We start from the raw sequence: 12118 nt of genomic DNA on the forward strand, positions 1-12118 counted from the left end.
TCAGTTTCTCTATTAGATAGAACTAAATATGAAGAATTTTTTCATAATCCGACTGACCGTCAAAACATATATCTCTAGATGCATACGGCATTTTTTTATATACTAGGAAATAATATTCCTAGATTAGAGGTATGATATGTTACCATTAAAAATTGGTTATCGGACCGTTAAGACGGCTATCGGTGCCGCTGCAGCCATCAGTATTGCTCAATTTTTCGGATTGCATTCTTTTGCTTCCGCAGGAATACTGACGATCCTTTGTGTGCAGAGTTCCCAAAAGAAATCGCTGCATGCCGCATATGCCCGGTTTTTAGCCTGCCTGATTGCCATCGCCTTTTCATTTATTTTCTTTGAAGCCATTGCCTACCATCCCGTTGTGATTGGTCTGCTGCTTTTAGTGTTTATTCCCGTTACCGTCCGTTTAAAGGTAAGTGAAGGGATCGTCACCAGTTCGGTCATTATACTTCATCTGTATACAGGCAAGAATATCACTCTTGATATTATATGGAACGAGTTGGCGATTATTGTGATTGGGATTGGAGTGGCACTGCTGGTCAATCTATACATGCCGAGTCTTGATAAGAAAATGAAACAATATCAGGTGGAAATAGAAAAAAATTTCCGAACGATTTTCCAGGAGATGGTCTCTTACCTTCGGACCAATGAAAGCCGCTGGCTGGGTGAGGAAATCATTGAAACGGCCCGCTTACTCGAAGAGGCAAAGAGTTTAGCGTTTCGTGATGTTGAAAACCACTTCCTAAGGACACAGAATTATTACTACCACTATTTCCAAACGCGTGAAAAACAATTTGAAATTATTGAACGGATTTTGCCGATGGTGACTTCAATTGGCCCGCTCGTTGAACAGCGGTATATGATAGCGGACTTCCTGGAGGCATTAAGCGAAGCGATTCACCCGGGAAACACGGCACAGCTTCATTTAAATCGTCTGCGTGAATTGCAAGTTCAATTCAGGGAAGAACCCCTCCCGGAAACCAGAGAAGAATTTGAGGCAAGAGCCCAGTTATACCAGATCTTAAATGAAATGGAACAATATTTACTGATTAAAAAGTCGTTAAAAGTATAATCCATTGGACTGTTCTGTATTTTTTTCATGTATATTAAAAGCCCACAGAACCGTCGGCATATCTGTTGGAATTCCCTAAAAAATTAAACTACTCCCATATGCAGGAGTAGTTCATCATCCCTAATTAATCTTCGTATTCCTTATCAAATATTTTAGTACTTCTTACTGTATCAATTGGCCGTACCAATTTTTCAATTTGTTCTCGTTTTGATTCAAAGAATGGCGGCAGCGACAGCTTTTCTCCAAGTGTTTCATATGGTTCATCTCCCATGAAGCCTGGCCCGTCTGTCGCTATTTCGAACAGGATTTGCGGATAAACATTGGTGTACAAGGAACCGAAATAATACCGTTCCACATAACCGGAATTCGGGAGACGGAAGGATTCCATCCGGTTCTTCCATTCATCCAGTTCAGCCCGATTCTCGACACGGAACGCAGCATGGTGTACGGTTCCAAACCCCTGGCGTGCCCGAGGTAAAACCGTATTATATTCCACGATGACCGAGGCCCCATTCCCGCCTTCCCCTGTTTCAAACAAATGAAAAGAAGCCTCTTTCGCAGTTTCTTTAAATAACAATACCTCTTCCATCAGCGCTTTGAAGTAATCAATGTTGGAGATCCGGACGAAGACCGGTCCAAGTCCTGTGATGGCATATTCTAAAGGAATCGGTCCTTTTTGCCATGGTGTACCGGCGGCCACACCTTTATTGTTTTCATCTGAAATCAATTGGTACGGCTGATCGTCGAAATCAACAAATGACAGTGTTTTTTTTCCAAACTGTTCTTTCATTCCTGTATGTTCCACCTTTAAGCGGTTAAACCGTTTTTCCCAATAAACTAACGCTGCATCATTTGGTACACGGAAGGATGTTTTGGAAATCTCGTCTGTTCCATGTACCCCTTTTGAAATTCCTGGAAAATCAAAAAATGTCATATCCGTTCCTGGGCTTCCAACATCATCGGTAAAATATAAATGATAGGTTTGGATGTCATCTTGGTTCACGGTTTTCTTTACTAGCCGCAGTCCCAAAACGTAAGTGAAAAATTCATAAATCTTTTCTGCACTGCTTGTAATGGCTGTAACGTGGTGTACCCCTTTTAATTCGTTCATTTTTATTTCCTCCTTATTTTTCATACATTGAGCATTTTCTCCCAAGTTTTTCTCACCCATTGGTCAATTAATGCTTATTATGCCACTTTTTTCAAAGTCTAAATGTCTTGAATGAATATATCTTGAATTCGAGATAATTTTAAATCTTAAATCCCTATTTGTCAATAACGATTTCTGGTGACGTGAATGTTTATGAAAGAAAGGCATTAGATATAAGTATTGAATTTGGTCCAATCTGTTATTCCGATTTTCGTCAATTGCTGTGATGCTTCTTTCGGACTCATATGGAATTGATTTTTAGCCCAATGTGTCAGAAATCCTATGGTTCCATAACTGGCAAAAATGGCATAACCAGTGTCGGAGTATACGTTCATCAATTTTTGAGCTAATGCATCAGAAAGGCTTTGAACGTATTCTGGTTCATTCAGTTCATGTTTATAAAAGTTGCGGTTTTCATGAATATGCTGACATAATTTTAGCGTCGTCGTTCCAATCAGCGAGCCGCTTTCCTTTTCCTGATGGTCATTTTCATAAAACGATAAAAACTTATTCGTGTTCTGTTCTCGAACCGTTTCCATCAGTTGATATTTATCTTTGAAGTGCAGATAAAAGGTTGAACGGCTGATCCCTGCTTTTTTAACAATATCTTTGACAGAAATCAATTCCATATTAGTCGACTCGAGAAGATCCATAAATCCCCAAATAATATAATGCTTCGTTGTTATCTGATCGTATGTTGCAGTATACATAAAGGGCCCCCTTGCGAATGGACATTTCATGGCAAAATGTCGTTTGTACTTAGCCAAATTATACCATACGATTAAGATGTAATAAGAATTTAAGGGGGAAAAAGGATGACCAACGTATATGTGATTACCGGTGGTTCAGGCGGAATGGGGAAAGCGGTTGCAGAATTGGTTGGCACAAAAGGAACCGTTCTTTTAGCCGACGTAAATGAGGAACATTTAGCCCAAACAAAAGAAGACCTCGCAACAAAAGGAATCACGGATGTACACTACCAAACGGTGGATATTACAGACGCGGCTAACGTGAAAGCACTAGCTGATAAGGCGGCTTCTTTAGGGGAGCTAAAGTCCATTGTTCACACAGCTGGGTTATCACCTACCATGGCAGATTCTAGGCGGATTACCGAAGTAAACCTAGTTGGAACAGGTATTGTTTTAGATGAGTTTATTAAACTAGCGGTGCCAGGTACGATAGCTGTCTGCATCTCTTCGATGAGTGCCCACTTTGTTCCAAAAGAAGGCCCCTATACAGCGGCATTAAAAAACCCATTAGCCGAAAATGCTATCGAAACAATGGAACAATTTTCACAAGGAAATCCAGGCGCTGCCTACAGCTTCTCGAAATTGGGTGTGAACTTATTAGTAGAAGATCAAGCATGGGCTTGGGGGCAAAAAGGTGCCCGGATTGTTTCTGTTTCTCCCGGATCCATTAATACGCCTATGGGACGGCAAGAAGCCGCCCATCAAGCACAAATGAAAATCATGTTGGACAACACTCCGCTTCAACGGGAAGGTGAACCGATGGAAATCGCCACAGTAGTCGACTTTTTAATAAGTGATTCTGCCTCTTATATTACCGGTACTGATATCCGGGTGGATGGCGGGACAACCGCCAATATGCAAAAGCTCCAGGCTCTTAGCATGCAATAGTAAAGGAGGAAAATCGATTTGAAATCTGCAATCTATCAAGGAAAAAATGATGTTCGTGTAGAAGAACGCCCAATGCCTAAGATTGGCAGCCACGATGTTTTAATCAAAAACTTATATGGTGGAATTTGTGGGACAGATATCAATATAATTAAGGTTGGATCGGAATTAGGGATTCGGTTTGGCAGAGAATTCGGTCATGAGATGGCGGGGGAAGTGATAGAAGTTGGCGCAGATGTATCAGAAGATATCCAGGTCGGTATGTTAGTAGGCGTCAATCCGATCACCGCTAAACGTGTCGGCCGGGCACTATCATTAGAATGCGGCGGTTTCTCGCAGTATGTCGTAATTGAAGATGCCAAGTTGAATGTCAATTTGTTTGCTTTTGGTTCACCTGTTCCGGCTAGAACGGCAGCTTTAATGGAACCAGTGAGCGTCGGGCGTCATGGTGCCTTTAGCGTGAACCCGCAGCCACATGAACATATTGTGGTGTTAGGTGCCGGTCCAATTGGTCTTTCGGCTGCAGGATGTTTATTGGCAGAAGGAATCGAAAATGTTTGTGTCGTGGACATCGATGAGTGGCGGTTACAAAAGGCCACAGATCTGGGTGCCAAAACCATCAACACAAAAAGCGAAGATTTAACGGACGGTTTAACAAGACATTTTGGTGAAGTGAATGTTTACGGAAAAATGGTTCCAAATGTAGATGCCTATGTGGATGCCGCAGGTGCAGCAGGATTATTCAAACGTGTGATGGAAATCGTCAAGCCAAAAGCCAGAATTGCCATTGTTGCCGTCTATAAACAGGAAGTCCCTGTTAGTTTAATAGATGTAATGTCAAAGGAAGTAAATATGGTTGGAGCCAGCGGTTATACTTCGGAAGATATTCTTAAAGTGGTGGAACATTTATCCAATCCTAAAACCAAATTGGACAGCCTCATCACACATGTATATAAACTTGATGATGTCCAAGAAGCTTTTGATGTGGCTATTTCCGCCAAAGAAAAAGTAAAGGTATTAGTGGAATTACATTAAAGTGGCTTTATCCGCCTTCTATTTTTAACCCCATGGAATAAATCTCCCCCATGGTCATTAGCATAATTCGTGATTATGTGTTACACTTTGTTTACCGTTTGATTTACTGTTTTCATGTGCCCTGCTCATCCGTGAGCGGGGATTTTTTTATAAATGGCTGTTATAACTGAATGTTGATTTTACTGTGTCTTCAAAATAAGCAGTAAAAATTTGTTTTAAATTATCCAAGGCTTTGGATTTTGTTTTATTTGGAGCAGTTAATCGGAATATCTCCGCTTACATCTGCTTCTTATGCTTTCTCTATATACATTAGCCGGAGATTCTCCGTCCTATGAATTTTCATACCTACTTGAAAATAAACAATGAATAATAACAGAGCCATATAAATAAAAAAACAGACTCTGAAAAGAGTCTGTCTTTTTATTTTTTCTAATTAAGCTTTACGAACGTTAGCTGCTTGAGCTCCACGTTGGCCTTGCTCAACATCGAAAGTAACTGTTTGACCTTCGTCTAAAGTTTTGAAACCTTCGCCTTGAATAGCTGAGAAATGAACGAATACGTCATCTCCACCTTCACGCTCGATGAATCCGAAGCCTTTTTCGCTGTTGAACCATTTTACTTTACCTGTTTCCATTAATATTGCCTCCTAGTGTGCAAAACACACATTGTGTTACTATCCTTGCTCTCAGTGATCATCAAGACGAAAAGTTTACCTAATACAATCCTTTACACCGAACAAAAATAATTCTACTTAATATTACCCTATTTCAAATGTAATTGCAAGCTTATATCCCATAATATTTGAAAAATCCGGGTGACGTATAAATTAACTGTTACAACATACATTATCTCTATGCCAATATCTAATGATATTTATAGAGTATAATGGGGTGTTTATATGAATTTTGATTGTGTGAAGGAAATTCTATTATCTGATAAAGAAATTGCCGTACACTATCATGGAATCCCTGTTTGGATCGAGAGCATTGACGAGACATCAACCAAGGCCATAATCTCTGAGCGAGGTGTTCATAGTGAAAGACAAATCGTGACCATCAACGATTTGGAAGAAACGGGAGAATATTATACGGACAAATAAACGATATTTGCTTATAACGAGAACTGGATATTGATACAAATATGTCGGAGGAACGATCTATGAGTGACAAACTGACAGAGAAAAAGTTACATGAGATTATGGAAAGAAGAAGCACCGGAAAGACCAGTTTTTCTGAATTTTTGGAGGAATTATCAAGCATTGGAGTCGGCAGATACGATATAAATGTTGCTACAGGTCAAGCCACTTACAGGGGCGAGAAATCCAAGATAAAAACTGAACCACAGGTTAGCTTTGTGATTGCCGATCACTTTGAAAGAGGACAGGCTGTACAAGCCATCGCAAACATAACACTCCCCTTTTTAGATTTTCTTAGAGAAATGGCTAACGCAGGTATTGAAACATATAACGTGAATATTGCAGAAAAAAGAGCTATTTACACTGGGAAGAATGGTGAACAGATCGTTGAACCGCTTCAACTTTAAAAATCAATGGTGATAATGATAAATGGTTACAAAAACAACTCCTAAACCTTTTAAGTAGTTGAATTTTCCCTATTAATTAGTGATGGACTAGAAAATTTTTTTATTATCGACCAACCATTTTTTCAAACTTAATTTTTAAAAAATCCGAGTAGTGTTCTAAACGATACTCCGCTTCAGCACTATAACCTTGGAAAATACACGTAGAAATTCCTAATTCCTTTGCTGGCAATAAATCTAACTCTCTGTCCCCAATCGCTAAATCGATACCGTGTTTTGTGTGCAAATAACTATATGAGGCTGGATCGGGTTTACGAGGGAATCCATCATCAATCGTCACCATATCCACAAAGTATTGGTCCCAGCCGTAGTACTCCAATATGGCTAAAACACCTTCACGATGTTTATGGGTCATAATGACATTTTTATCTGCAAATTTTAAGACGTCTTCCACGTTTTCAAAGGGTTTTATATCTTTGGGAGACAAATTCTTCCTCAGCACTTTTAACTCTACTTCCTGTTGCGCGGAAATGTTGTAGAATTGAATGGCATGCGAATACGAAACTTTTAACTTTTCATAGATTTCCTGCCGATCCACTTTATCTCCCAAAACCTGAGAAAGTAGGTTAGTATACGCAGGATATGTATCAAATAATGTACCATCAAAGTCCCATAAAATGTTCAATTCCAATCATCCTTTTTATCTTTATGTAGCTTTACTTTCGAAGAAAACATTGTTCAACTTTCCTGCTCTGTACTTTCATTGTCAAAATATTTCCTTTATAAAAACAAAATTCTTACCAAATTCACTTTCATTAATTGATATCCTATTAGTCAAATCCTTTGTCCTCAAGACAAACTCTTTAACCCCGATAAATTCTGATTCAGCAATCAAATAAAACTGCGTTCCTTTTTTATATCCATTAAACTGCTTTTTTAATCTATATACCTTCATTCCATACCCTCTTGTGATGTGCCTTCCTATGTTCTAACTATACATCAGTTTACCAGTCGAATATAGTTTTTATCCCTTATGGTGTATTTGCGCAATGTACTTTTCCACTTTAAGTTACACTAAGTCTCTTTTGAAAAATAGGATTGATTTTTAGGACCGGGGACCGGATCCTACAAATGAATCAGCGTATTCTACAAACTGACTTCGGAATTCTACAAAATATTTATAGGATACTACAAAAATCGGATAAAATATCCAAATAATAATAATCCCCAACAAATCTGCGCCATTCCATTACAAGAAGGCAGTCAATAACTCTTCCCGATTAAAAATATTAGGTCGAAACAGCAGTAATATTTAGCTAAAAACCTTATTTAAGTCTAAACAGAACGTACGTTTTGGTATAGAATAGTTAAGTCTACATTAATTATTTTAGAGGTGGAATGAAATTGAATGGTACATCACACGCAGTAATTGGATCGGCAACTGGATTTATGGTTGCCAATACGTTTCAATCCTCTCCTTCCGTGACACTCTTGTTTGTCGGATTAGGAGCTGTCTCAGGATTAATCCCGGATCTGGATATTGACGGAAAGCTTCGCGGAAAAATTACTCTGTCGCATAAGGTGATTCGGCTATCTGCCCTGATCATTGGGATCATGATGATTTTTTATAGTTTCCTAGAGAAATCAGCTTCAGAGCGATGGCTGGGGATTGGAGTCGGGTGTTTAATTATGGTGGTTTCCTCCCTTATTAAGCAAAAGCATATGTTAACGATCACCGGGATGGCTGTCCTAGTCGGAGGATTTTCATTACAGGAACTATGGATTATTCTATTTGGAATTTACATAGTCATAGCTTCTTTTAGCTCTCACCGAAGCTATACTCATTCAATCTTGGGAATTGTTTTCTTTGGGGTTATTGCCTCCAATTTCGAGGCATCCTTAGGAATTCAAGGAGTCTTTTATACCTGTCTCGGAGGATACATTAGTCATCTGGTCGCGGATTTAAAGATCCTTCCCTTTAATAAACGGGGTGTTAAGCTATTTTTGCCACTTTCATCTATGGAATTATAACTCTAACTACATAGTTCAAAACGGCTTTGCTGGTTCATCCGGCAAGGCTTTTCGTTATCTATATATGCAATTATCATGGGACAAGGAGCAGGTCCCCTGTTCTACTCTCCCTCAGTAACACTTTAATTTTCCTAAGTAAATTTCCTTCACTTAGTAATAAAGCAATTGAGCATTTAATACTTTATTTCTAGGATTCCTAGAAATGCTGTTTATTCTAAATGTTGAGTAAGCTTACTAACGTTATTGGGAAGGAAGTTGTTCTATGAATCAGCAATTACACCGGCAAGCCGGCATGTTGTTTATTTTGGGATCTTTGTTGCTCTTTGTACCTTACATTACGCTTACCTTCATTTTTGATTACCCCGCCATCCTTAGAAAGCCGGTAGGTGAAATCCTAACCAATTTTCATCAGGGAGGTACTCCATTAATCTTCGTTTGGTGGGTGTTTTCCCTTGCCGGACTTCCACTCTTTTGGGCTGTTATTTTTTTAAGAAAAATCATCGGTGAGGAATATCAGTCTGTAAGAGTTGCAACCTACTTTATGATCATTGGAGGAATGACTCAGATTATAGGATTATTAAGATGGGTATTTGTCGTCCCCATCCTGTCTAATTATTACGCTAATCATTCCAGTCTTTCTGAGGAGACCTTATCTATCCTTTTCCTTGTCGTTCACCAATATGGCGGCGTTATTCTTGGAGAACATCTGGGCCAAATCTTCACGATTATTTGGACTTTGACTGTTTCTATTCATTTCATCAAATATAAAACCATGCATCCATTGATCAATTGGTTCGGCATTATTGCATCCCTTATTTATGTACTCGGACAAACTGAACTTTTTGCCACAGTCATACCTGGCTTCCCTGTAATCGGGTGGGCGGCCCCCATCGGCAGCACACTGTGGCTTATTTGGATGACCATTCTGGGAATTGCGCTCATAAGAAATCAAAAAAATCCACAGGAAGCTTAACAGAATCAACGCTTGCCTCCCCGCACCAAAAGCTCATCATTCCTTTATCAAGGGCTAGGGTTTAGGGGCTCTGCTCCTATTTACCCTACAGCTCTTGTGGCAATGGCTAGGGGCTTTAGGAGCAGTTAATGAAGCGTGGACACTTATGAAAAAAAACGGTATTTTGAAAAATTAATAATATACATGAAATGAAACAAAAAAACGCCACGTCATTTTACGGGACCGTCATCATACTTCTTTTTGACATTTTGCCATTAGAAATTTAAATGGAGGTTTTGTTTCCATATTCTTATGTGGCTCCACAATTTCCGAAACTTCTATTAGTCCATAATTTCCAAATTCCTGTACAATCGAGTCATTGTCATAAAAAAACATTTTTACCCCATCTTTTGTCTCGAAATAGTCTTTCCCCAGTTGTTTGCCCTTTCCATACATGGGGGCCTCTTTTGAAATGGCAGTAAAAATCATATATCCGTTTGGCTTTAACTGATTATAGCAATCTTTAATAAACTTCTCTCTCTCACGTTGATTCAATAAGTGAATAAGCGCATAACAAAATATGCCATCATAAAGTTTGTTATCAAAAGGCATATCGGTTACTGAACCATGAAAAATAGGAATATCGAGCTCACTTTCCCTTGCCAATTCAATCGCTGTTTCTGAAATCTCTATCCCTGTTACATTTATTCCGCTTTCAATAAAAACCTTTGCATTTCTGCCATATCCAATGCCAGGAATCAATATATCCTTCACTTTCTTTTCAAGAAAAAAGTCCTTAGTCAAGATGGCGGAGTCTGAAGGTTCAAATCCCCACATCTTTTGATTTTTAATAAAACTTGATTCCCAAAATTCCGTCATACCTCAATCTCCTTTACAAAAATTAGCTCTCTTTCTTCATTCTAGTGTTAACCGTGATAAATTTGATTATGTTCAGGTTGTAACTTTTATCCCACAACCGTTTGTTATAAGTTTAGGTTTTTTGAAAAGTTAGTTAAAAAACAAAAAGATGGGATTCTCACCAATCCCAACTTAAAAGTAACGTAATCGTTATTTGAATAAGACATAAAAAAGAGTTATTACAGCTCAAAAAAGTTTTGTCGCTCGACTTTACTCACCCGGAGAGCGAAATTTTGGTACCAAATGGTTTTGCCCTTTTCTTGTGCGAGTTTGTGAACAGCGTTATCTCTCCATTTCTTAATTGATTCTAATGAATCCCAGTAAGAAACGGTAATTCCTAATCCTTCATCACGAGCACTTTCCACTCCTAAAAATCCTTTTTGCTTTGATGCTAACTCAACCATTTTATCTGCCATTTCCCCGTAACCGTTGTCACCTTGAGTACGCTGTGATGAAAATATTACTGCATAATAAGGTGGTTCTGGAGTTTTTGCATAATCACTCACAATTCTCCCCCCCCTAAAAATAGTTTGTAATCGATTTTTCAAGAGAATCATACTCTTTCTTTTAAAAAATCCGGCTGAAATGGGAGCTGGATTTTTACTATTTTCCCTTTAGTGACACAAAGCTGCCCAAAACAGCTTAATCTTTAATTCTTGGGCTCGTTACTAGAAGAATAGCGATACAATAGTAAAGCCAATTACGATGACAAAAATAAGAAGCCCCGTGCCTTTCCAACCTAAGCTGCCTACTAAATCCACTAGATTTCCGCTGTTCGCCTATTATAAGCATCGTTCATATTCCCCGTTGGATGGCTTTTCAATTCTTTTTGTCTTAAATTCTCTCTTCTCTGTTCTAGAGTTTCTTTGTTATCCCGCACTTCAGCACCCCCTGTGAATGAAAGCAGCCAATTTCGCACATGAACTTTTTATGGGCGAACAGTGACAGTTAACGATATCCATATACTGGTACTAAAGTCGGCAGAACTCCACAAGGCTCCTTATTTCAAAAAGAAAAACACCAGCAATAACAGGAGGGAAACTCCCTGTCCCACAGCCAGCCCGATGAACCATTTTTTAAACCGGTCCTCCTCCTTGGCAGCCCTGCCCTCGCTCAGCTTCCATTTTTCTTCCCACTTCTCCAGAAGCTCCTTTTGGTCTTGCTGATACAATAATTTCCATTGTTCCGCCTCTGCCACAAAGTTAGCTTCAACAGAAGTAAGGTGATTATGAATAAAGGATAACCTTTCACTTATCGAATCATATTTGACATTCAGGATGGACGCCTGTTCGTTGATCTCTCTTGCCACCAGCACATGGACTTGCTCCTGTGATGACCGAATGACCTCCAGGACCTTTTCGGTTTGCATTTCGATGAACTGATAATCATTCCGCTGCCGGTCTTTTAAATCTTCCAGCAACTGTTCCGTCATCGTGACATATTCTTGATATCGCTGATCCCACAAGGCAATCTTTTCATCCAGCAGAAGGATTTTGTCATTGAGCTGCCTCATCCCGCTATCGAACAGTTCCGACTGCGGTGTAATGACGGCTTCCTTCAGCTGTTCACTGATATTCAGCGGAACATTGTTTAACGATTTCTGCATTTTTTCAACGGACTCGTATACTTCTTCATTCAACTCGGACATCGTTTGTTCACGCTGTTCTAACAGTTTTTTTAATTCATCGTAAAATAAAAGGTCATTAATTTTTTTTAACGATTGGATGGCTTCCTCATATTTTTCATCCACGATTGTTTTAGACGTGTTCATT

15 protein-coding genes and 1 pseudogene are annotated in these 12118 nt (G+C 39.1%); 7 read left to right on the forward strand and 9 right to left on the reverse strand.

Features of this window, described 5'->3' with window-relative positions; genetic code table 11:
- The first annotated feature begins 136 nt into the window (after positions 1-136).
- Positions 137-1087: an aromatic acid exporter family protein gene (locus tag ACY8D0_RS16345; RefSeq protein WP_462411587.1), complete on the forward strand. Its 951-nt coding sequence runs from the start codon at positions 137-139 to the stop codon at positions 1085-1087.
- 124 nt (positions 1088-1211) lie between these two features.
- Here the strand turns inward: ACY8D0_RS16345 and ACY8D0_RS16350 are convergent, their stop codons facing one another.
- Both ACY8D0_RS16350 and ACY8D0_RS16355 read right to left on the reverse strand, forming a co-directional pair.
- Entirely contained in the window at positions 1212-2198 is a 987-nt protein-coding gene (locus ACY8D0_RS16350) for a ring-cleaving dioxygenase (protein WP_462411588.1), read from the reverse strand.
- A 206-nt stretch (positions 2199-2404) separates the two neighbouring features.
- Positions 2405-2947, reverse strand: coding sequence for a TetR family transcriptional regulator (locus tag ACY8D0_RS16355; protein ID WP_462411589.1), 543 nt, complete (start codon positions 2945-2947; stop codon positions 2405-2407).
- A gap of 105 nt (positions 2948-3052) precedes the next feature.
- On the opposite strand from ACY8D0_RS16355, the gene ACY8D0_RS16360 reads away from it, so the two are divergent.
- On the forward strand, positions 3053-3874 hold the full coding sequence (locus ACY8D0_RS16360) for an SDR family oxidoreductase (protein WP_462411590.1): 822 nt from the start codon (positions 3053-3055) through the stop codon (positions 3872-3874).
- 18 nt (positions 3875-3892) lie between these two features.
- Complete coding sequence (locus tag ACY8D0_RS16365) at positions 3893-4906, forward strand: zinc-dependent alcohol dehydrogenase (RefSeq protein ID WP_462411591.1); 1014 nt, start codon at positions 3893-3895, stop codon at positions 4904-4906.
- 433 nt (positions 4907-5339) lie between these two features.
- On the opposite strand, the gene ACY8D0_RS16370 is transcribed toward ACY8D0_RS16365, so the two are convergent.
- Positions 5340-5540: a cold-shock protein gene (locus ACY8D0_RS16370; RefSeq protein ID WP_462411592.1), complete on the reverse strand. Its 201-nt coding sequence runs from the start codon at positions 5538-5540 to the stop codon at positions 5340-5342.
- Positions 5541-5804: 264 nt separating this feature from the next.
- Between ACY8D0_RS16370 and ACY8D0_RS16375 the strand changes: the two genes are divergently transcribed.
- A complete protein-coding gene (locus ACY8D0_RS16375) occupies positions 5805-6005 on the forward strand; it encodes a small, acid-soluble spore protein, H family (RefSeq protein ID WP_462411593.1) in 201 nt (66 codons plus the stop codon).
- 59 nt (positions 6006-6064) lie between these two features.
- Positions 6065-6448 (forward strand): DUF1398 family protein, encoded by a 384-nt coding sequence (locus ACY8D0_RS16380; RefSeq protein WP_462411594.1) that lies wholly within the window; start codon positions 6065-6067, stop codon positions 6446-6448.
- A 103-nt stretch (positions 6449-6551) separates the two neighbouring features.
- Here ACY8D0_RS16380 and ACY8D0_RS16385 read toward each other — a convergent pair whose 3' ends face one another.
- Together ACY8D0_RS16385 and ACY8D0_RS16390 are read right to left on the reverse strand one after the other, a co-directional pair.
- Positions 6552-7130, reverse strand: coding sequence for an HAD-IA family hydrolase (locus tag ACY8D0_RS16385; protein ID WP_462411595.1), 579 nt, complete (start codon positions 7128-7130; stop codon positions 6552-6554).
- An 81-nt stretch (positions 7131-7211) separates the two neighbouring features.
- Entirely contained in the window at positions 7212-7400 is a 189-nt protein-coding gene (locus ACY8D0_RS16390; RefSeq protein WP_462411596.1) for a hypothetical protein, read from the reverse strand.
- A gap of 449 nt (positions 7401-7849) precedes the next feature.
- Between ACY8D0_RS16390 and ACY8D0_RS16395 the strand changes: the two genes are divergently transcribed.
- A complete protein-coding gene (locus ACY8D0_RS16395) occupies positions 7850-8476 on the forward strand; it encodes a metal-dependent hydrolase (RefSeq protein ID WP_462411597.1) in 627 nt (208 codons plus the stop codon).
- A 262-nt stretch (positions 8477-8738) separates the two neighbouring features.
- Positions 8739-9449, forward strand: a complete 711-nt coding sequence (locus ACY8D0_RS16400) for a DUF4386 domain-containing protein (protein ID WP_462411598.1) — start codon at positions 8739-8741, stop codon at positions 9447-9449.
- Between the two features lie 228 nt (positions 9450-9677).
- On the opposite strand, the gene ACY8D0_RS16405 is transcribed toward ACY8D0_RS16400, so the two are convergent.
- The 4 genes and pseudogenes from ACY8D0_RS16405 to ACY8D0_RS16420 form a co-directional block, all read right to left on the reverse strand.
- On the reverse strand, positions 9678-10307 hold the full coding sequence (locus ACY8D0_RS16405; RefSeq protein WP_462411599.1) for a class I SAM-dependent methyltransferase: 630 nt from the start codon (positions 10305-10307) through the stop codon (positions 9678-9680).
- Positions 10308-10525: 218 nt separating this feature from the next.
- Positions 10526-10852, reverse strand: coding sequence for an antibiotic biosynthesis monooxygenase family protein (locus ACY8D0_RS16410; protein ID WP_462411600.1), 327 nt, complete (start codon positions 10850-10852; stop codon positions 10526-10528).
- A gap of 162 nt (positions 10853-11014) precedes the next feature.
- Positions 11015-11226: pseudogene (locus ACY8D0_RS16415) on the reverse strand (DUF6366 family protein).
- A gap of 120 nt (positions 11227-11346) precedes the next feature.
- Positions 11347-12117 (reverse strand): hypothetical protein, encoded by a 771-nt coding sequence (locus tag ACY8D0_RS16420; RefSeq protein ID WP_462411601.1) that lies wholly within the window; start codon positions 12115-12117, stop codon positions 11347-11349.
- Between the last annotated feature and the right edge of the window lies 1 nt (position 12118).

This window comes from Neobacillus camarae (genome assembly GCF_054950115.1).

Bases quoted from the DNA above. Each gene is read 5' to 3' on its own strand.
- ACY8D0_RS16345 (WP_462411587.1), top strand. From the start codon at position 137: ATGTTACCATTAAAAATTGGTTATCGGACCGTTAAGACGGCTATCGGT.
- ACY8D0_RS16350 (WP_462411588.1), bottom strand. From the start codon at position 2,198: ATGAACGAATTAAAAGGGGTACACCACGTTACAGCCATTACAAGCAGT.
- ACY8D0_RS16355 (WP_462411589.1), bottom strand. From the start codon at position 2,947: ATGTATACTGCAACATACGATCAGATAACAACGAAGCATTATATTATT.
- ACY8D0_RS16360 (WP_462411590.1), top strand. From the start codon at position 3,053: ATGACCAACGTATATGTGATTACCGGTGGTTCAGGCGGAATGGGGAAA.
- ACY8D0_RS16370 (WP_462411592.1), bottom strand. From the start codon at position 5,540: ATGGAAACAGGTAAAGTAAAATGGTTCAACAGCGAAAAAGGCTTCGGA.
- ACY8D0_RS16375 (WP_462411593.1), top strand. From the start codon at position 5,805: ATGAATTTTGATTGTGTGAAGGAAATTCTATTATCTGATAAAGAAATT.
- ACY8D0_RS16380 (WP_462411594.1), top strand. From the start codon at position 6,065: ATGAGTGACAAACTGACAGAGAAAAAGTTACATGAGATTATGGAAAGA.
- ACY8D0_RS16390 (WP_462411596.1), bottom strand. From the start codon at position 7,400: ATGAAGGTATATAGATTAAAAAAGCAGTTTAATGGATATAAAAAAGGA.
- ACY8D0_RS16400 (WP_462411598.1), top strand. From the start codon at position 8,739: ATGAATCAGCAATTACACCGGCAAGCCGGCATGTTGTTTATTTTGGGA.
- ACY8D0_RS16405 (WP_462411599.1), bottom strand. From the start codon at position 10,307: ATGACGGAATTTTGGGAATCAAGTTTTATTAAAAATCAAAAGATGTGG.
- ACY8D0_RS16420 (WP_462411601.1), bottom strand. From the start codon at position 12,117: ATGAACACGTCTAAAACAATCGTGGATGAAAAATATGAGGAAGCCATC.